Raw genomic sequence first — 19,138 nt, forward strand, 5'->3', positions numbered from 1 at the left:
GTGCTTCGGCGTGCTTAAAACTCGGACACCGTATCGGCCCGACTACGCCTGAGCGCTTGACGGTCAAGACGGTATCTGGTCATCTTTAATCGAACTGATAGGCGTCCATCGCCAGCGCCCCGTACGACACCTCGTCGTTCAGGCGCCTTGCCGTTTCTCCGCCCGCGCCCAGCGCCACGTACAGCGGCATCAGGTGGTCGTCGTGCGGGTGCGCCTGCATCGCGCCGGGCGCCTGCGCCTGCCAGTCCAGCAGCGCGGGCACGTCGTGGTGCGCCAGCTTGTCGGCGTACCACGCTTGAAATCCCGGCACGTAGTCCGCCGCGGGCGCGTTCTGCGGCATGCGGACGTGGCGCAGGTTGTGCGTCAGCGACCCCGAGCCAATGATCAGGATGTCTTCGTCGCGCAGGCGCGTCAGCGCGCGGCCCAGTTCCATCTGGCCGGCCGCGTCGCGGCCCATGTCCAGCGACAGTTGCACGACGGGGACGTCCACGTCCGGATACAGATAGCGCAGCGGAACCCAGGCGCCGTGGTCCAGCGGACGGCGCGGATCGCGGTCGGCGGCGATGCCCGATTCCGCCAGCAGCGCCTGCACGCGCGCGGCCAGTTCGGGCGATCCGGGCGCGGCGTATTGCAGCGCATAGAGCTCGGCCGGGAATCCGCCAAAATCGTGCCAGGCAACCTGCTGGTCACGGGTCGACAGCGCCAGGCCTTCGCCCATCCAGTGCGGCGAAACCACCAGAATGCCGCGCGGCTTGCGGCCCTGCGCGGCGCTCCAATCGGCCAGCGCGGGGCCGGTCCGGCCGGGCTCGACGGCCAGCATGGGAGAACCGTGGGAAACGAAAAGCGTAGGCCAACGCATGGCGATGCCTCCAGAAGCAATTAACGATGCTCACATTGTCAGCCGATTCAAATGCGCAATAAACCCCCTTCGTGGGGATTGTCTGTTGCCCGATCAGCATCAATCCGTCATCTTGCAGATACTGCCGGCCGCCCCGGCGGCGGCGGTCGGCGCAGGGCGAACCTCGCGCCCCCGCCGCGAGTGGCGGGCGTTAAACTACGTCGTTACACACTGAATGGACGTCCCCCGAAGTTATGGCCCGATCCCGCAGCCAATCCGCTCCCCGCATGACCCGTGACGCCACCCGGCTGGTCGCGCTTGCCCAGTCGCTGAATCGCTCGGGCAGCCGCGTCGAAGACGTCTTTTGGGAGACCCAGCTTGGCGAAGCGATCCCGAAGCTGCTCAAGGCCGGTCAGGATGCGCCGCTTGAAGCGGCGCTGGACCACCTTGCCCAAAGCGACGTGGGCGCCTACGAGGTCCTGATCGAACAGGCCGAAACCCTGTCCGAATCGATGAAGATCGAGAAAAACGGCGTTCGGTACGACGTGCTGCTGATCGTCGCGCCCATCGTCGCCTGGACCCGCTATGCCATTCCGACCGGCCCGATTTCCGCCAGCGCGCAGCAGGCCCTGCTGGCGCAGCTTCATGGGCACGTCCTTTCCAGCAACGCGCGCACCGCGCTGATGCCCATGCTGGTCAGCGTGGACCAGATGCCGCGCACGTTCTCCGAGACCTGGCAGTGGCTGCAACGCCTGGGCGCACAAGCGCTGGGCGCCGAAACCACCAAGCCGGCGCTCAATACCGACACCGAAACGGCCAACATGCTGGCCGACACGCGCTACATCGTCGGCACGGTGGCCGTGCCCGAGGGCGAGCCGATCTTCCGCTGGCAGGAACACGTGGGCGATGCCGACGCCAGCCGCGATGCGTGCCTGGCGCAATGGGCGGCGCAAGCGCAGCCCACCCTGGCCGCGCTGCTGCCCGGCTGCGGTTTTGAAGCCCTGCTGCCCGATGCCTACTACGTCAGCAATCGCGAAGCTGATCGCCAGGTTCGTCCGCTGTCGCTGCGCGCGGCGGTCAGCTGGCTCGAAGGCGCCGTCAACCTCGAAGCCGCGCAATTGCGGGCCGTCGTGGCCGGCTGCGGCGAAGGCCGCATCGACGAATACCGCATCGGCTTTACCGCGCGCAACAGCAACGACGTGTACTACGGCTGCGTCTGGCCGCTGTACGGCCGCGAGGAAGACCTGGTCATGGACGAGGGCCAGCCCGACGTGGTCGACGAGATCGCGGCGCTGCTGAAGGAATACGGCGTGACCGACGTGCGCCGCATCCCCGGCGTGCTGCCGCCCGAATACTGCGAGGACTGCGGCGCGCCCTACTTCCCCAATCCCCTGGGCGAACTGGTGCACGCCGAGCTGCCCGAGGACGCCGAGGCCGCGCCCGCCCAGTTCCACTAGGCCTGCCATGCAAGCGGACATCTTCTGCCGGGTCGTCGACAACTACGGCGACATCGGCGTGTGCTGGCGCCTGGCGCGCCAGCTTGCGCGCGATTTCCACTGGGATGTCCGCCTGTGGGTCGATGACCTGGCCAGTTTCGCGCACATCCAGCCCGGCATCGTGCCGGGCGCCGCGCGCCAGCAACTGGCAGGCGTCGACATCGTGCACTGGCGGGAAACGCCCGACGCCGCGCTGCAGGCGCGCGACGTCGTGATCGAAGCGTTCGCGTGCGACCCGCCCGAGGCATTCATCGCGTCCATGCGCCGCACCCATCCCGTCTGGATCAACCTGGAATACCTGAGCGCCGAAGCCTGGGTCGAAAGCTGCCACGGCCTGCCGTCGCAGCGGCCGGACGGTCTGGTGAAGCACTTTTTCTTCCCCGGCTTCACTGCCGCCACCGGCGGCCTGCTGCGCGAGCCGGCCCTGGCCGCGGAACGCGAAGCGCTGCAAGGGTCGGCCGGCTTGCAGGAGGCCTTCCTGCGATCGGCCGGGGTGCCGGACGATGCGCTGGCCCTGCGGCGCGATGGCGCCCGTACCGTGTCCCTGTTCTGCTACCCGTCCGCGCCGGCGGGTGAACTGGCGCAGGCGTTGGCGGCCGATGCGCGTCCGACCTTGCTGCTGGTTCCGCAAGGCGTCGCGCCGGCGCTGGAAGCCGCCTGCCAGACTGCAGGATCGCCACGCGTCGTCCGCCTGCCCTTTCTTGCCCAGCCCGATTACGACCGCCTGCTGTGGTGCGCCGACCTCAATTTCGTGCGCGGCGAAGATTCCTTCGTACGCGCCGCCTGGGCCGCGCGCCCGCTGGTCTGGCAGATCTATCCGCAGGACGAAAACGTCCATCTGGAAAAACTCGAGGCCTGGCTGGCGCGCTATCCGGCCCCCGAATCCGCCCACGCGCTGATCCGCGCCTGGAACCAGTCCGAACCAGGCCGCACGGCCCCGGCCATCACGGCCGCGCTGGCGCCCGACGCCTGGCCGGCATGGGTGGACGCGGCGCACGCCTGGAACGCCAGCCAGTCCGCGCTACCCGGTCTGGCGGAAAATCTGGCCGCATTTTGCGCAGAGTTGGCCAAGAAACGCTAGAATAGAGAGTTTTCTGAGTCGCCCTGAATGTGTCGGGCCTCAACTATGACGCCTCCCGGGGTGTGCAAAAGCCTGATGCGGCTTATGCAAGCACGGCGAGTGCACCCATCACCCCCGGAGTTTTATCGATGAAAACCGCTCAGGAATTGCGAGTCGGCAACGTGGTCATGGTCGGCAAGGATCCCCTCGTGGTCCAGAAGGCCGAATACAACAAGTCGGGCCGTAACGCCGCCGTCGTCAAGCTGAAGTTCAAGAACCTGCTGACCGCCTCGGCCAGCGAATCGGTCTACAAGGCCGACGAAAAGTTCGAAGTCGTTCAACTGGATCGCAAGGAATGCACGTATTCCTACTTCGGCGACCCGATGTACGTCTTCATGGACGAAGAGTACAACCAGTACGAAATCGAAGCCGAAAGCATGGGCGACGCCCTGAACTACCTGGAAGAAGCGATGCCCGTGGAAGTGGTCTTCTACGACGGCCGCGCCATCTCGGTTGAACTGCCCACCACGCTCGTGCGCGAAATCACCTACACCGAACCCGCCGTCCGTGGCGATACGTCGGGCAAGGTGACCAAGCCGGCCAAGATCAACACCGGCTACGAACTGAACGTGCCGCTGTTCTGCGCCATCGGCGACAAGATCGAAATCGACACCCGCACGAACGAATACCGCAGCCGCGTCAACAACTGATCCGGCCCAGCGTCAAAAAAGCCAGACCTCGCGGTCTGGCTTTTTTTATTACTGCAGCCGTTCGTCGTCCAGGAAGTCGGGCACGGCCATGACTTCAATGCCGTCTTCGGCGAGGGCTGCGCGTTCTTCGACGGTGGCGGTGCCGCGGATCGGGCGGTCGTCGGCATCGCCTTCGTGGATGCGGCGCGCTTCTTCGGCAAAGCGCGGGCCGACGTTTTCAGTGCTGCGCACCAGCGCCCGGACCTGACGCATGACGGCGGCCTGCAGGGCGGCCATCTTTTCGGCGTCGGACGCGCCGGGCGGCACCAGGGGCTGAGCGGCAGGCGCATGCAGGTGCGCGACGTTCAGGCGGGGCGCGGACAGGCGCTTGGTGATGGTGGCCGACCCGCAGACCGGACACGTGACGAGGCCACGCGCCTGCTGCGCATCGTAGTCTTCGTGCGAACCGAACCAGCCTTCAAAAATGTGGCTGTGGTCGCACTCGAGGTCAAAAACTTTCAGTGCCATGGCGGGTATATGGAGTTCCGCACGCAGAATACAAGATTTGATCGGCCAGCGCTGCAAGACGTCCCCACTTCTGTCGGGACGCCTTGATAACCGGATCAGGCCGCTTCGGGCGGCCCGAAGTGCAGGCGCGGCACCGCGGCCAAGAGGCGGCGGGTGACTTCCTGGCGCGGCGCCAGCAACACCGCCTCGGCCTGTCCCAGTTCGACGATGCGGCCCTTGTCCATGACCGCGATGCGATCCGCCAGGTATTCGACCACCCCGAAATTGTGGGTGATGAACAGATAGGCGATGCCCAGTTCGGCCTGCAGTTCGCGCAGCAGGTCCAGGATCTGTGCCTGCACCGACACGTCCAGCGCCGATGTGGGCTCGTCGCAGATCAGCACCTTGGGTTCGACGGCCAGCGCGCGGGCAATCGCGATGCGCTGGCGCTGCCCGCCCGAGAACTCGTGCGGATAACGCGTCAGCGTGTTGGCCGGCAACCCGACCCGCTCGATGAGCTGCGCGGCATGCTTCTCGCGGTCCGGACGGCTCATGCCGCGCTTGAGCGACGCCAGCCCCTCGTCCAGGATCTCGCCGATGCGCATGCGCGGGTCCAGCGACGCATACGGGTCCTGGAACACGATCTGGATGTCCTGGCGCAGGCGCTGCAACTGGCGCCGGTCGGCGGTCAGCAGGTCCTGGCCTTGCAGCATGGCGCGGCCCGACACCCGCGCGCCGTCGATCAGCCGCAGCAGCGCCTTGCCGGTGGTGGTCTTGCCGCAGCCGGACTCGCCCAGCAGGGCCAGGGTTTCGCCCGCGCGCAAGGTGAAGGTCACGCCGTCCACGGCCTTGACCCACGACACGATGCGGCGCAGCGGCCCCTTGCGCACCGGGTAATGAACTTTCAGGTCCTGCACGTCCAGCACCACGCCGCCGGCCTTGGCCGGTTCGCCCCGCGCGCGCTCCTGCGCGGCCGCGGCGCGACCGTGTTCGGTCAGCGGCACGCCGCGCTTGTCGAACGTGGGGATGGCTTCGAAGAGCTGTTTGGCGTAGGGATGACGCGGCGCGCGGAAGAATTCCTCGGCGCTGGCGCTCTCGACGATCTCGCCGCCGCGCATCAAGGCGACGTGGTGCGCCACGTTCTTGACCACGGCCAGGTCATGCGTGATCAGCAGCACGGCCATGCCCATTTCCTGCTGGATGGTGGCCAGCAGGTCCAGCACCTGCGCCTGCACCGTCACGTCCAGCGCAGTGGTGGGCTCGTCCGCGATCAGCAGCAGCGGCTCGGCCGCCAGTGCGATGGCGATCATGACGCGCTGCTTCTGGCCGCCGGAAAACTGGAAGGGATAGTCGTCGATGCGGCGCTCGGGCTCGGGGATGCCGACCCGGCGCAGCCAGTCGATGGCCCGCGCGCGCGCAGCCGCCCCGCGCAGGGGCGTGTGCGCGGTCAGCGTTTCGATGATCTGGTCGCCCACCCGCATGACCGGATTCAGGCTGGTGGCGGGTTCCTGGAAGATGATGCCGATGCGTCCGCCGCGCACGCCGCGCATGGCGCTCTCGGGCAGGCGGTTGAGGTCTTCGCCGTCCAGGTCGATCTGCCCGCCCACGATGCGTCCGGCATCCGGCAGCAGCCGCAAAAGCGCCAGCGCGGTCATGCTCTTGCCGCAGCCCGATTCGCCCACCAGCGCGAAGGTCTCGCGTTGGGAGATGGCCAGCGCCAGGCGCTTGACCGCGTGGGTGATGCCGGCTTCGCCCGCGACGTCGACATCCAGGCCCTGCACGGTCAGCAAAGGGGTGCCTTCGCTCATGGCGCCTCCCCGGTCTTGGAGGCGCGGCCGTCGGCCGCCAGCATGGCTTCCGGACGGCGGCCCATAAAGCCCAGGCGCGCGAGGCGGCTGGGCTTGTAGCGGCGCGTGCGCGGATCGAAGGCATCGCGCACCGCGTCCGCAAACAGGTTGGCGGCCAGCACCAGCGCCAGCATGAAGATGAAAGCGGTCATCAGGTTCCACCAGATCATGGGATCGCGCGACATTTCCAGCCGCGCGCCGTCGATCATCGAGCCGAAGGAATTCATGCTGGGATCCACGCCGATGCCCAGATAGGACAGCACGGCTTCATACAGAACGAGCCCCGAGAATTCCAGCACCACGGTGATCAGCACCAGATGCGCGACGTTGGGCAGCAGGTGGCGCGTCATGATGCGCCAGTGCGAAACCCCAAACGCGCGCGCGGCCTGCACGTATTCCAGCTCGCGCAGCTTGAGGGTCTCGGCGCGCAGCAGGCGGCACAGCCCCGCCCAGCCCGTCAGCCCAAGAATCATGCACAAGAGGAACAGCCGAAGGTCGGCGCGCGCGGCGGACGTGTCGAAGAGATCGGAATGGTTGTCTATGTAGACCTGCATCATCAGCGCGCAGGCGGCCACCAGCAGCACGCCGGGAATCGACGTGATGGTGGTGTAGAGGTATTGGATGGCGTCGTCGACCTTGCCCTTGAAATACCCGGCCGCGATGCCGAAGACGATGGCGGGCGGCAGCATCGCCAGCGTGGTGAGGCTGCCGATGACGAGCGCCGTGCGGATGCTTTTCAGCGCCTGCCACAGCACGTCGTTGCCGATGCGGTCGGTGCCCAGCGCGTGGTAGCCGCTGGACAGGCCGGCCAGCGCGCCCACGGCCAGGCACAACAGCGCAAAGGTGATCGTCATGGCGCGCCACGGGATGTCGGCCCGGCCGGCCAGCAGTTCCTCGGCGGCGTGGGACGCCGACCCGGTGGCGCGCGCCAGGCACGCGAACAAGAGGACCGCGCCCGCCAGCGCCACGGCCAGCCCGGCGGCCAGGCCCCAACCCAGCCGCATGGCGATGTCGCCCCCGCGTTCCTTCTCCGGATCGGTCAGGTGCAGCGCGGCGCCGCGCAGCCGCGGAAAGTCGCGCACCGGCTTGTCGTCGATCAGCATGGTCTCTTTGGTGAACTGATGCGCGGCCAGCGGCTCGGAATAGGTTTTTTCGGGGCGGGTCAGCACGGTGCCGGCCAACAGGCCGTCCAGCGCCGACCGCACCGCCGGCGCATAGACTGGCGGGGCGTCGGCCGCCGCGCCCGGTGCGGGCGGCAGCAGCGGGCGGTAGTGCACGGAATCCAGCAGGCCGATCACCGAAAACGCGACCAGGATGACGGCCGAGCACATGGCGGGGGTATCGCGCGCCACGCGCGCCCAGGTCGCGCGCAGGTTGGGACTGCGGCGCACGTGCCACACATAGGCCAGCGCGCCGGCCACCATCAGCCACAGCGCGATATCGGTCCAGAGAAAGACGAACTTGGGCATGGCGGCTACTCGAAACGCACGCGGGGATCGGCCAGCGTGTAGGAAATGTCGGCCAGGATCAGTCCCACGATGTACAGGGCCGCGCCCAGGAACACCATGGCGCGCACGATCGAGAAATCCTGCGCATTGATGGCGTCGATGGTGTAGCTGCCCAGGCCGGGAATGCCGAAGAACGACTCGGCGATCAGGCTGCCCATGAACAGCAGCGGCAGCGCGGCGACGGTGCTGGTCAGGATGGGCAGCATCGCGTTGCGCAGCACATGGCGGAACAGCACCACGCGTTCGGCCAGCCCCTTGGAACGCGCGGTGCGCACGTAATCCTTGCCGATTTCTTCAAGAAACAGCGTGCGGTAAAAGCGCGCCTCCGGCCCCAACCGCGAGACGATCGCCACCAGCACCGGCAGCGCCAGGAACTTGATCACGTCCAGGCCGCCCGAATAGCCCGAGAACGGCACCAGCCGCAAGAGCTTGGCGAACAGCCATTGGCCCGCAATGATGTAGAACAGGCTGGATATCGACAGCAGCATCACGCACAGCACGACGCCCCAGAAATCCAGCCGCGTCGCCCGGAAGTACACCAGCGTGAGCGAAAACACGATGCTGGCGAACAGGCCCAGAAAGAACGTGGGCACCGCCAGCGCCAGGCTGGGCCCCATGCGCGTCTTGATCTCGCGGCCGATGTCGCGGCCGCCGTCGGAGGCGCCAAAGTCCATGACCAGCAGCGGCACCGAGCGCCGGTAGAACACCGTGTCCGTCAACTGTGCCGTGCCCTGGGCCTGGGCATTGAAGAAGAGCGGCTTGTCGTAGCCGCGCTCGGCCTTCCATTTTTCGACGGCGTCCTGGCTGACACGCTGTCCGCCGATGGCCAGCCGCGCCATGTCGTCCGGCGTGTTCACGGCGAAGAACAGGATGAAGGTGAAGAGATTGACGCCGATCAGAATCAGCACGCCATACAGCAGCCGGCGGATCACATAGCCGATCATGATTGATGCTCCTTGCGTTCGGGCGGCACGAATGCCGTCTGGCGTTCACGCCGCTTGAGCGCCACGTACGAAGGCCAGATCGCCAGCGCCAGCAGCAGAATGAAAACGCCGATGGGCCACCAGATGGGCGAATTCCATTCGTCGATCTTCTGCTGGCGCAAGGCCGGATCGATCTTCATGTACTGCAGCGTGTTGCGCACCATCTGCGTGGGCTTGGCGTTGCCGACCCACTGCTGGTAGGCCCCGCCCGACATCGGGAAGTAGCCGAACATCCACGGCGCATCGCGCTGGACGACGGCGATCATCTGGGCGATCAGTTCGGCCTTTTCGGGGCCGTCGTCCAGGAATTTCATCTGCTCGAACAGTTTGTCGAACTCGGGGCTGGCGTAGTTGGCCGCGTTTTCGCCGCCGCCCTTGGCCTTGGCGTTCGGGCCGTAGAGCAGGAAGAGGAAGTTTTCGGCGTCGGGGTAGTCGGCGTTCCAGCCCCACAGGAAGATCTGCGCGGCGCCGCGCAGCATCTTGTCCTGGAAGCGGTTGTAGTCGGTGGCGCGCACGTCGAGCTGCACGCCGATCTTGGCCAATTGGCGCCGCATCCAGTCGAACTGCGGGTTGGACCCGCCGCCGCTCATCGAGTCGAAATACAGCACCAGCGGCGCGCCCGTCTGCGCGTTGCGGCCATCGGGGTAGCCCGCCTCGGCCAGCAGCCGCTTGGCCACGTCGATGGACTTGCGCACGGGCTTGCCATCGACCAGGTCATACACCACCGGATTGATGCCTTCGGGCGGGTCGCGATAGCCCAGCACGCCGGGCGGCACCGGGCCGTATGCGACGGACGCCTGGCTGTTCTCGAACACGGCCACGTATTCTTCCCAGTCGAAGGCAATGCTGATCGCCTGGCGCAGCTTGCGGTTGCGCTCCTGTTGTTCGGGCGTGTCGCCCTTGCCCACCACCGGATCCAGCCAGTTAAACCCCATGTACCAGTTGGCGGTCTCGACCGTGGTGGGCAGCTTGATGCCGTGTTCCTGGTATTTGCGCGCCTTGTCCTGGCTGTCGCCGGCCGCCACCAGCATCGCCACGCCGTATTCGCCGCGCTCGATCTGCGGCACGTCGTAATAGCCCTGCATGAACTTGCCGGTCAGCGGAATGGCTTCTTTTTCGACGCTGAACTCGGCGCGGTCGATGAAGGGCGTGGGCTTGCCGCAGTCGGCCAGCAGGCCGGCGGCCTTGTCGCCGGGCTCGCCTTCGCAGGGATAGGGCTCGCCGTGGTAATTGGGGTTGCGGCCCAGCACGTGGCGGCGGTTCTGCAGCGATTCGACCAGCATGTAGGGGCCGGTGCCGACCGGCCAGGTGTTCAGCGACAGGTCGTGCGCGGCCATGCCGGGCTGACTGTAGAAGCGGTCCGCCTCCCAGGGAATGGGCGCGGTGAAGGTCATGGCCAGCCAGTATTTGAACTGCGGATACTTGCCATCGACGCGAATGCGCAGCGTGTGGTCATCCAGCGCCTCGACGCCCTTGAAGCCGTCGTCCTCGCGCAGATCCAGCCAGGGCAGCGTGCCGCTGCCGCCCGGCACGTCGCGCCGCAGATCCTGGTCGCGCTGGCGCAGCCGGTCGCCGTAGTCCTTCAGGCCCTGCACGTGCTCGGCCATGAGCGAATAGATGGGCGACACGACCCGCGGGCTGGCCAGGCGCCGGAAGGCATAGGCGTAGTCGTGGGCCGTGAGCTCGCGGGTGCCCGTAAGGGGGAAATCGGGGATGTAGAACTTGTCGTCCAGTTCGCCCGGGGCGAGCGGATAGTAGGCGTAGCTGCCATCCTGCTTGCGGGCAAAGGCCGGGTGCGGCGCAAAGCGTATGCCGGGACGGATCTTGATGTCGTAGACGCTTTGCGCGATCTGCTCGCCGGGCGCGTCCTCGGGCAGCGGGTTGCCCGCCTTGTCCAGGTAGACCGGCGGATCGATCGACGCCGCCGCGCGCGGCACCAGCTCGTAGGGCCGCTTCAGGTAGTGATACCCGTAAAGCGGCTCATAGATGTTGTAGGTGTAGGGCGTCTCGTCGCCGGAATAGGAGCTGGCCGGGTCCAGGTATTTGGGCGAGCGTTTGACGAAAGCGGAATACAGCGTGTTCTGGCTTTCGGCGCCGGATGGATAGGGGCTGTTGATGGGGCTTTCCTGCGAGCAGCCCGCCAACGCCAGCGACAGCAGCATGGCCGACGCCCAGAGCCGCTTCAGTACACCCATGGAAACCTTCCCGTCGTTTTGTAGCGACAGAGGATAGCAAATGGGGGGCCCGGGAAGTACCCCGGCATCCCCCTAGGGACGAAATGCGGGGGTGGCGGCCTTCAGCCGCACTGGCGCTGGCGCCAGCAGTCGTAGCGCCACTTCCAGGGCTGCACGGGGTCCGGACGCGCCCACAGCCCGCGGCCAGCCGCCTTGGCCTGGCGCTGCAGGTCCGGCATGGCCTTGTCGCGCAGGTAATCGCCCTTGCGGGCCGTGTAGGCCCAGGCGTAGCCGGCTTCGACCTGCACGCGGTTGGCCGAGCGGCCGTCGGCCAGGATCAGCGCGCAGACATCGCGGCCATACTGGTCCTGCTCGTAGCACTGCGCCGTGAGCGTCTTGCCGGCCACCAGATCTGCCAGGTGCTTGCGCGACGCCTCGGCGTCGGGCTGGCCGGGCTGGTCCGTGCCGTGGCCCTCCTCCGGCGCGTCGATGCTGTCCATCCGGATACGCCGCTGGCCGTCAGGCGCCCGCAACGTCACGGTATCGCCGTCCGCCACGTTCACGATCGTGCCGGTCAGCGCATAGCTGCCCTGCGGCACACTCCCCGCAGGCGCCACGGCCGACGGTTTGCCTGCAGCCGGCGCCGAGGGCTTGCCGCTTGCCGTCGGCCCCGGGCGCTGCGGCGCCGAATCCTGCGGTTCAAGCCAGTTCACGATGGCACCCGCCACCGCCAGAACCAGGGCAACGACAAGGGCGGTCAGCTTGCTGCCGCCACGAAAGGGAGATTTGGGGCGCATCACAACCAGCCGGACTTGCGGAACCGCCAGTACAGCACCGAGCAAATGGACGCGATGACGCCCAGCGTGATCGGATACCCCCACGGAGACTTCAGTTCGGGCATGAATTCGAAGTTCATGCCATAGATGCCGGCGATGGCGGTAGGCACGGCCAGGATGGCGGCCCAGGAGGCCAGTTTGCGCGTGGTGTCGTTCTGCGCCGCCTGCCCGATCATCAGGCTGGCTTCGAAGGCGAACGCCAGCGACTCGCGCAGTGAATTGAATAGTTCATCCACCCGCAGCACCCGGTCGGCCACTTCGCCGAAGTAGGGCCGCGCATGCTCGTCGACGGCGGACATTTCGACCCGCGCCAGCCGGCGGCAGATCTCGGCCAGCGGCGAGACCACCGTATGGATGCGCAGCAGGTCGCGGCGTTGACGGTACAGCCTGCGGATATCCGAGTCTTTGGCGCCGCGGATCAGGAGCTTTTGCTCCGCGCCTTCGACGACGCTCTCGATCTTGACGGCCGCCGAGACATAACGGTCCACCAGCCAATCCAGCAGTTCGGACGCCACATAATCGCTGCCGCGCTTGAGCAGGTCGGGCGAGGCCTCCAGACGCTCGCGCAGCGGGCTGTGGCCCGCCGTGGCGCCGCGCCGCACCGTGACCAGAAAGCCGTCGCCGATGAGGAACTGCGTCTCGCCGAAGATGGGACGTTCAGCCTCGACCTCGACCGTGATGGCGACGATCAGGATCATGTTGCCGTAGTCGATGATCTTGGGACGCCGGTGGGTTTCCAGCATCTCTTCCTGGTTCTTGTCGCAGGCGCCCAGTTCGCGCGCCACCTTGGCAAGCGTTTCGGGGCTGGGGTTGCGCAGGCCGATCCACAACATGCTCTGACCCTGGCGCTGGGCGACGTACTGGCCGGCTTCTGCAAGGGGGACCTCGCGGTCCCGCCGTCCGTTCACGTAGGCGATCGATGCCACGACCTCGCCCTTGGGCGCGTCGGCGGCTTGTGCTTCAGTAGACATAGACTTCCTCGGACAAATCGATCCCTGCCGCGCAGCGTGTGGTTATCGGCCGATGATAGCCCAGCCCGCTGACGGGCCGCTGGCTCAGAAAAGGCTGCGCACCCGCTTGGCCACGTCGATGCGCGGGGCCTGCGGCTCGCGCGGCTCGGCCCGTCCGGGCGGCAGGTCGGGCAGCTTGGGCAGGTGGTCAAAGAGCGGCAGCATCGCGTTGGTGATGAACCGCGTGCGCGAGCCATAAACGTGCCGGTCGCCCATGCCCGTCTGCTGGTGCACGTAAAAGCGCTGCGGCACGACGAGCTGAAGCCGTTCCTTGGCCCGCGTCATGGCCACGTAAAGCAGCCGGCGCTCTTCCTCGATCTCTTCGGCGGTGCCCGTGCTCATGTCCGATGGAATGCAGCCATCCACGACGTTCAGCACATACACCGCCTTCCATTCCTGGCCCTTGGCCGAATGGATGGTGGACAGGATCATGTAGTCCTCGTCGCGCAGCGGCGCGCCAGATTCGTCACTGGTGGCGTCGGGCGGGTCCAGCGTCAGCTCGGTCAGGAAGCGCTCGCGCGACGGGTAGCCCGACGCGATGCGCACCAGCTGGTCCAGATCGGTCTTGCGCACGCGCGCATCGTCGTACAGGCGCTCGAGCTGGCCGTTGTACCAGCGCAGCGCCAAGTCCACGTCGGCGGGCCACTTCAGGGTGGGGTCGCATAACGCGGCGTACGTGTCGGCAAAAGCGCCCCACTCTTCCTGGGCCGCCGCGCCCGGCTTGAATTCGCGCAGCGTGCGCAGCGGCTCGGCCGAGGCGGACATGGCGTCCATCAGCTTGCCCGCCGTCGCCGGCCCGATGCCCGGCATCAGCTGCGCAACCCGGAAACCCGCCATGCGTCCGCGCGGATTCTCGGCCCATCGCAGGATCGACAGTAGATCCTTCACGTGCGCCGCTTCCAGAAAGCGCAGCCCGCCAAATTTGACGAAGGGGATGTTGCGGCGGGTCAGCTCCAGTTCCAGCGCGGCGCTGTGGCTGGCCGTGCGAAACAGCGCCGCCTGCGACTTGAGCGTCGCGCCGCCCTCGCGCTGCGCGAGCACCTGGTCAGCCACCCAACGCGCCTGGCCGGCCTCGTCGCTCACCGTCACCAGTTCGGGCATCTGCGAGGACTTGCGATCGGTCCACAGGTCCTTGGCATAGCGTTCGGTGGCCTGCGCGATCACCGCGTTCGAGGCGTTCAGGATGGGTTGCGAGGACCGGTAGTTGCGGTCCAGCGTGATGACGCGCGCCGGCGCGGGAAAGAGATTCGGAAAGTCCAGGATATTGCGCACCGTGGCCGCGCGGAACGAATAGATGGACTGTGCGTCGTCGCCCACCACCGTCAAGCCCCGGCCGTCCGGCTTCATGGCCAAAAGAATGGCCGATTGCAGCCGGTTCGTGTCCTGGTATTCGTCAACCAGCACGTGGTCGAATCGCGCACCCACGTCGGCCGCGATTTCCTCGTCCGACATCATTTCGGACCAGTACAGCAGCAGATCGTCGTAGTCCAGCACCTGCTGATCCTGCTTGGCCGCGACGTACGCGCGGAACAGGTTCTTGAGCTCGTCCTCCCATTGGGCGCACCACGGAAACGAGGTCTTGAGCACGTCGCCCACGGGCGTCTGGCTGTTGACCACGCGCGAATAGATCGCCAGGCATGTCCCTTTGAGCGGAAAGCGCGATTTGGTGGAGGACAGGCCAAGTTCATGGCGCACCATGCCCATCAGGTCCTCGGCATCGCCGCGGTCGTGGATGGTGAAGGCCTCGGACAGACCGATGCGCTGGGCGCAGTCGCGCAAGAGCCGCGCGCCGATCGCATGGAAGGTGCCCGCCCACGGCAGCGACGGCGCCTGCTGCGACGAGCGCAAGTTCATCACGCGCTGCAGCACCGATCCCACGCGCCGCTCCATTTCCAGCGCCGCGCGGCGCGAGAACGTCAGCAGCAGCATGCGCTGCGGGTCCGCCCCGTTCAGGATCAGGTGGGCCACGCGATGCGCAAGCGTGTTGGTCTTGCCCGACCCCGCCCCCGCGATGACCAGCAGCGGGCCATCGTTGCCGGGCGCGCCGGCCACGCCGAATTCGGCCGCTTCGCGCTGGGCGGGATTCAGGTCGGCCAACGGATCGGGCCGCTCGGCCGCTCGCGCGGCGGCGTTGTCGTTGTCGGGAGTATGGGAAAGAGGATCTTGGTCTGGCATGTAGCGGAGCCGCAGCGCTGCGGCCGCAAAAAGGAAGGAGCCAAGGCCGGCTCCGGATGAACACTGTATATTTATACAGAATTTTTGCGAATCCGTCTGAACCGCCTGGCGCCATGCCCGATTTCCCCCGCATCCTGACCGGCACCGCCTCCTGGACCGACCCTACCCTGCTGGCCTGCGGCCGCTTTTATCCGCCCGACGCCCGCAGCGCCGAATCCCGGCTGCGCTATTACGCGTCGCGCTTTTCGCTGGCCGAGGTCGACTCCAGCTTCTACGCGATGCCCACCCCCGACAACGCGCACCGGTGGGCCACGCGTACGCCGGACGATTTCGTCTTCAACATCAAGGCCTTCCGGCTATTTACCGGCCACCAGACGCCGCTCTCGGCCCTGCCCGGCGACATCCAGCGCGAATTGGCCGATTGGCCGGATCCGGTCATCTACCACGACCGCGTGCCCGCCGACCTGCGCGACGAACTCTGGCGGCGCTACCAGTTGGCCATCGAGCCCTTGCGGATGCCGGGCAAGTTGGGTGCGGTGCATTTCCAGTTTCCGCCCTGGATACGGCGGGACGCCCGGGGCATGGCGCGCGTGGCCGACTGCGCGCGGCGCATGGAGGAACACCTGGTGTCCGTGGAATTCCGCCACCGCAGCTGGTTCGAGACCGCTGGCGCGACGGCGAACACGCTGGCCTTCGAGCGCGATCTGGGCGTGGTGCACACCGTCGTGGACGCGCCGCAAGGCTTTGACAACACGGTGCCTGCGGTCTGGGAAAGCACCCATCCGGACCTGACGCTGCTGCGCCTGCACGGGCGCAACGCGGCTACCTGGAACGCCTCGGGCGCCGCGTCGTCGGGAAGGTTCCAGTACGAGTACTCGGAAGCGGAACTGGCCGAACTGGTCGCCCGCTTCACCCGGCTGGCCTCGCAATCGGGACAGGCCCACGCGGTGTTCAACACCAACTTCGAAGACCAGGGCATGCGCAACGCCGCCGCCTTCGCCTCGGCGCTGACGCTGCCGGGCGTGTAAACGGGTATCAGGCTCCCGCCTTGGCGGCAGGCCGCGCCAAGGGCCGCGCCACTTCGGCCAGACTCTCCAGCAGCACCTCGAACTTGCGTGCGATGTCGTGCTCCGGCACGCAGGCGTAGCCCAGCAACAGCCCCGGCCGGCGTCCTTCGTCGTTTACGTAGTAGCGCGATAGCGCCCGCGTCAGCACGCCCTTGCTGCGGGCCACCTCGACCACGCGCAGGTCGTCCATGTCGGGCGGCAGGGTCAGCACCAGGTGCAGGCCGGCCATGCTGGCGTCGCGATGCAGCCAGTCCGGTCCCAGCCGCCGCTCGATCAGGTTGACGAGCATGGCGCGGCGGCGGCCATACAGCATGCGCATGCGGCGGATGTGCGCCGCGTAATGGCCTTCGGAAATGAACGTCGCCAGCGCCGCGTGCGTCATCAGGTGACCCTCGCGGTACAGCTCGGCGTGCGCGGCCTGGAATGCCGCGGTCAGCGGCTTGGGCAGCACCAGATAGCCCACGCGCAGCCCGGGGTACAGCGTTTTGCTGAACGTGCCCATGTAGATCACCGGCGCGTCGGACTCCAGGCCCAGCAGCGACGCGATCGGCCTGCCCGAGAAGCGGAATTCGCTGTCGTAGTCGTCCTCGATGATCCAGCTGCCGCATTGCCGCGCCACCGCCAGCAGTTGCCGCCGGCGGGCCAGCGACATGACCGGCCCCAGCGGATACTGGTGCGAAGGCGTGACGAAGATGAAGCGCGGCGGTGTGCCCACGGTGTCCGGCAACCGCATGCCTTCTTCGTCCACGGGCAGGTGCACCGTGCGCAGACCGTTGGCCTGCAGAATGGTGCGCGCGCCCCAGTAGCCGGGGTCCTCGACCCACGCCGTTTCGCCCGCCTCGCCCAGGATGCGCGTGGCCAGGTCGATGGCCTGGTGCGAGCCTTCGGTGATGATGATCTGTTCGGGATCGCAGTCGATCGACCGGGTCAGCGCCAGATGCTGCGCCAGCGCCTCGCGCAGCGCCGGCAGCCCGCCGCCGTAGGAATACGTCAGCAGGTCCGGCGCGGGGTTGCGCCAGAGCGCGCTGAAGATGCGGCCAAACTTCTTGTGCGGAAACTCGGTCAGGTCGGGCACGCCCGGCATGAACGCCCCCCATTGGTAGGGCGAGGCCGACACGCCATCGACGATGGCCGCGCCGCGCGGCGACAGCGAGGGACGCGAAGCCGCCTCGTGCGCCTGGCGCGCGCGGCGGCCGCTGGCCAGGTAGGAGTCCGGCACCGACGCATTGACGAACGTGCCGTTGCCTTGCCGGCTGCGGGTATAGCCCTCGGCGAGCAGCTGGCTGTAGACATGCACGACCGTGTTGCGGGCAATGCCCAGCTCGGCCGCCAGGTCCCGCGTGGCGGGCAGGCGCGAGTCCGCGGCAATGGAACCATCGAGGATGGCTTCACGGATGCCGCGGTAGAGCCGCTTGTTCATGGGCTCGCTGGCGCCATCGGCCAGGCGCAGCAGCAGCAAGTCACCGACGATGGACCGCAATTGGTTCTACCTGAATTATTAAAGTGGTTCCCACAAGTGGGGCCATCGTAGCATTAAATAAGTGCTTTACCGCCCATCACTCTCATCGAGACCGAGATGAAGAATCAGGATCTGAATACCCGCCGTTCCCTGGCCACGCCCCGCGGCGTCGGCGTCATGTGCGACTTCTATGCCGTGCGCGCGGAAAACGCCACGCTGTGGGATGCCGAAGGCAAGGAATACATCGACTTCGCAGGCGGCATCGCCGTGCTGAACACGGGCCACCTGCACCCGAAGGTCAAGGCCGCGGTCGCCGCGCAGCTGGACAACTTCACGCACACGGCCTATCAGATCGTGCCGTACGAAGGCTACATCTCGCTCGCCGAGCGCATCAACCGCGTGGCCCCCATCGATGGCCTGAAGAAGACCGCCTTCTTCACGACCGGCGTCGAAGCCGTCGAGAACGCCGTGAAGATCGCACGCTCGGCCACCGGCCGCTCGGGCGTCATTGCCTTCTCCGGCTCGTTCCATGGCCGCACGATGCTGGGCATGGCGCTGACCGGCAAGGTCGCCCCCTACAAGCTGTCGTTCGGCCCCATGCCCGGCGACATCTATCACGTGCCGTTCCCCAACGCCACGCAATCGATCAGCGTGGCCGATTCGCTCAAGGCGCTGGACCTGCTGTTCAAGGTCGACATCGATCCGAAGCGCGTCGCGGCCATCATCATCGAGCCCGTGCAGGGCGAAGGCGGCTTCAACATCACGCCGCCCGAACTGATGACGGCGCTGCGCAAGGTCTGCGACGAGCACGGCATCTTGCTGATCGCCGACGAAGTCCAGACGGGCTTTGGCCGCACCGGCAAGCTGTTCGCGATGGAGCATCACACCGTGCAGGCCGACATCATCACGATGGCCAAGAGCCTGGGCGGCGGCTTCCCCATCTCCGGCATCGTCGGCCGCGCCGAGATCATGGACGGCCCTGCCGCGGGCGGCCTGGGCGGCACGTACGCCGGCAATCCGCTGGCCGTGGCCGCGGCGCACGCCGTGCTGGACGTCATCGCCGAGGAAAAGCTGTGCGAACGCGCCACCCAATTGGGCGACAAGCTGCGCGCCCACCTGGAAGGCCTGCGCGGCAAGGTGCCCGGCATCGCCGACGTGCGCGGCCTGGGTTCGATGGTCGCGCTGGAACTGAACGACGCGGCGGGCAAGCCCGACGCCGAAGCGGTCAAGCGCGTGCAGAAGCGCGCCCTCGACGCCGGCCTGATTTTGCTAAGCTGCGGTGTATACGGAAACGTCCTGCGCTTCCTGTATCCCTTGACCATTCCCGACGCCCAGTTCGCACGCGCGCTGGACATCCTGTCCGAGGCGCTTGCCGCTTGAGGCGCGAGCCCTGACTAACCGGTTATTCGGCCGGCGGGCATAACGATTGCGGGCGTAGCAGGTTCCCGGCTTGGATCTCAAGCCTGAACCCTGCCGCGCCCGTCGTCGC

General features: G+C 67.0%; 15 protein-coding genes. 5 read left to right on the plus strand and 10 right to left on the minus strand.

Going from position 1 to position 19,138, the window contains the following annotated elements; translation table 11 throughout:
• Positions 1–85: 85 nt before the first annotated feature.
• Positions 86–859: a class III extradiol ring-cleavage dioxygenase gene (locus tag KVT32_RS15515; RefSeq protein ID WP_175155884.1), complete on the minus strand. Its 774-nt coding sequence runs from the start codon at positions 857–859 to the stop codon at positions 86–88.
• A 233-nt stretch (positions 860–1,092) separates the two neighbouring features.
• On the opposite strand from KVT32_RS15515, the gene KVT32_RS15520 reads away from it, so the two are divergent.
• The 3 genes from KVT32_RS15520 to efp all read left to right on the plus strand — a co-directional run bounded on the left by KVT32_RS15520 (position 1,093) and on the right by efp (position 4,104).
• Positions 1,093–2,295, plus strand: coding sequence for a DUF2863 family protein (locus tag KVT32_RS15520; RefSeq protein ID WP_152384947.1), 1,203 nt, complete (start codon positions 1,093–1,095; stop codon positions 2,293–2,295).
• A gap of 7 nt (positions 2,296–2,302) precedes the next feature.
• Positions 2,303–3,415: an elongation factor P maturation arginine rhamnosyltransferase EarP gene (gene earP / locus KVT32_RS15525; protein ID WP_217618474.1), complete on the plus strand. Its 1,113-nt coding sequence runs from the start codon at positions 2,303–2,305 to the stop codon at positions 3,413–3,415.
• A 128-nt stretch (positions 3,416–3,543) separates the two neighbouring features.
• Positions 3,544–4,104, plus strand: a complete 561-nt coding sequence (efp, locus tag KVT32_RS15530; RefSeq protein WP_006225610.1) for an elongation factor P — start codon at positions 3,544–3,546, stop codon at positions 4,102–4,104.
• 48 nt (positions 4,105–4,152) lie between these two features.
• Here efp and KVT32_RS15535 read toward each other — a convergent pair whose 3' ends face one another.
• The 8 genes from KVT32_RS15535 to KVT32_RS15570 form a co-directional block, all read right to left on the minus strand.
• Positions 4,153–4,611 carry a DUF1178 family protein gene (locus tag KVT32_RS15535; protein ID WP_152384950.1) on the minus strand — a complete coding sequence of 153 codons (459 nt, stop codon included), beginning with the start codon at positions 4,609–4,611 and terminating at the stop codon, positions 4,153–4,155.
• A 95-nt stretch (positions 4,612–4,706) separates the two neighbouring features.
• Positions 4,707–6,398, minus strand: a complete 1,692-nt coding sequence (locus KVT32_RS15540) for an ABC transporter ATP-binding protein (RefSeq protein WP_152384951.1) — start codon at positions 6,396–6,398, stop codon at positions 4,707–4,709.
• On the minus strand, positions 6,395–7,906 hold the full coding sequence (locus KVT32_RS15545) for an ABC transporter permease (RefSeq protein ID WP_175155887.1): 1,512 nt from the start codon (positions 7,904–7,906) through the stop codon (positions 6,395–6,397). Before KVT32_RS15545 ends, KVT32_RS15540 begins: the two co-directional genes overlap by 4 nt.
• 5 nt (positions 7,907–7,911) lie before the next feature.
• Positions 7,912–8,889 carry an ABC transporter permease gene (locus tag KVT32_RS15550; protein WP_056323758.1) on the minus strand — a complete coding sequence of 326 codons (978 nt, stop codon included), beginning with the start codon at positions 8,887–8,889 and terminating at the stop codon, positions 7,912–7,914.
• On the minus strand, positions 8,886–11,123 hold the full coding sequence (locus KVT32_RS15555; RefSeq protein WP_217618475.1) for an ABC transporter substrate-binding protein: 2,238 nt from the start codon (positions 11,121–11,123) through the stop codon (positions 8,886–8,888). Before KVT32_RS15555 ends, KVT32_RS15550 begins: the two co-directional genes overlap by 4 nt.
• Positions 11,124–11,224: 101 nt before the next feature.
• The gene (locus tag KVT32_RS15560) at positions 11,225–11,902 is read right to left on the minus strand and encodes a thermonuclease family protein (RefSeq protein WP_217618476.1); all 678 of its coding nucleotides are present in this window, start codon (positions 11,900–11,902) and stop codon (positions 11,225–11,227) included.
• Positions 11,899–12,909, minus strand: a complete 1,011-nt coding sequence (locus KVT32_RS15565) for a magnesium and cobalt transport protein CorA (protein WP_152384954.1) — start codon at positions 12,907–12,909, stop codon at positions 11,899–11,901. Before KVT32_RS15565 ends, KVT32_RS15560 begins: the two co-directional genes overlap by 4 nt.
• A gap of 84 nt (positions 12,910–12,993) precedes the next feature.
• The gene (locus tag KVT32_RS15570) at positions 12,994–15,123 is read right to left on the minus strand and encodes an ATP-dependent helicase (protein ID WP_081100893.1); all 2,130 of its coding nucleotides are present in this window, start codon (positions 15,121–15,123) and stop codon (positions 12,994–12,996) included.
• A gap of 113 nt (positions 15,124–15,236) precedes the next feature.
• Between KVT32_RS15570 and KVT32_RS15575 the strand changes: the two genes are divergently transcribed.
• Positions 15,237–16,151: a DUF72 domain-containing protein gene (locus tag KVT32_RS15575; RefSeq protein WP_217618477.1), complete on the plus strand. Its 915-nt coding sequence runs from the start codon at positions 15,237–15,239 to the stop codon at positions 16,149–16,151.
• Positions 16,152–16,158: 7 nt separating this feature from the next.
• Here the strand turns inward: KVT32_RS15575 and KVT32_RS15580 are convergent, their stop codons facing one another.
• Complete coding sequence (locus KVT32_RS15580) at positions 16,159–17,670, minus strand: PLP-dependent aminotransferase family protein (protein WP_371825589.1); 1,512 nt, start codon at positions 17,668–17,670, stop codon at positions 16,159–16,161.
• 96 nt (positions 17,671–17,766) lie between these two features.
• Here KVT32_RS15580 and KVT32_RS15585 point away from each other — a divergent pair, with 96 nt between their 5' ends.
• Complete coding sequence (locus KVT32_RS15585; protein ID WP_217618478.1) at positions 17,767–19,029, plus strand: 4-aminobutyrate--2-oxoglutarate transaminase; 1,263 nt, start codon at positions 17,767–17,769, stop codon at positions 19,027–19,029.
• Positions 19,030–19,138: the final 109 nt, after the last annotated feature.

Source organism: Achromobacter sp. GbtcB20 (genome assembly GCF_019091095.1).
Classification (GTDB): domain Bacteria; phylum Pseudomonadota; class Gammaproteobacteria; order Burkholderiales; family Burkholderiaceae_B; genus Achromobacter; species Achromobacter mucicolens.

Bases quoted from the DNA above. Each gene is read 5' to 3' on its own strand.
- KVT32_RS15555 (WP_217618475.1), bottom strand. From the start codon at position 11,123: ATGGGTGTACTGAAGCGGCTCTGGGCGTCGGCCATGCTGCTGTCGCTG.
- KVT32_RS15575 (WP_217618477.1), top strand. From the start codon at position 15,237: ATGCCCGATTTCCCCCGCATCCTGACCGGCACCGCCTCCTGGACCGAC.
- KVT32_RS15570 (WP_081100893.1), bottom strand. From the start codon at position 15,123: ATGCCAGACCAAGATCCTCTTTCCCATACTCCCGACAACGACAACGCC.
- KVT32_RS15520 (WP_152384947.1), top strand. From the start codon at position 1,093: ATGGCCCGATCCCGCAGCCAATCCGCTCCCCGCATGACCCGTGACGCC.
- KVT32_RS15535 (WP_152384950.1), bottom strand. From the start codon at position 4,611: ATGGCACTGAAAGTTTTTGACCTCGAGTGCGACCACAGCCACATTTTT.
- KVT32_RS15550 (WP_056323758.1), bottom strand. From the start codon at position 8,889: ATGATCGGCTATGTGATCCGCCGGCTGCTGTATGGCGTGCTGATTCTG.
- KVT32_RS15545 (WP_175155887.1), bottom strand. From the start codon at position 7,906: ATGCCCAAGTTCGTCTTTCTCTGGACCGATATCGCGCTGTGGCTGATG.
- KVT32_RS15565 (WP_152384954.1), bottom strand. From the start codon at position 12,909: ATGTCTACTGAAGCACAAGCCGCCGACGCGCCCAAGGGCGAGGTCGTG.
- efp (WP_006225610.1), top strand. From the start codon at position 3,544: ATGAAAACCGCTCAGGAATTGCGAGTCGGCAACGTGGTCATGGTCGGC.
- KVT32_RS15585 (WP_217618478.1), top strand. From the start codon at position 17,767: ATGAAGAATCAGGATCTGAATACCCGCCGTTCCCTGGCCACGCCCCGC.
- KVT32_RS15515 (WP_175155884.1), bottom strand. From the start codon at position 859: ATGCGTTGGCCTACGCTTTTCGTTTCCCACGGTTCTCCCATGCTGGCC.
- earP (WP_217618474.1), top strand. From the start codon at position 2,303: ATGCAAGCGGACATCTTCTGCCGGGTCGTCGACAACTACGGCGACATC.
- KVT32_RS15540 (WP_152384951.1), bottom strand. From the start codon at position 6,398: ATGAGCGAAGGCACCCCTTTGCTGACCGTGCAGGGCCTGGATGTCGAC.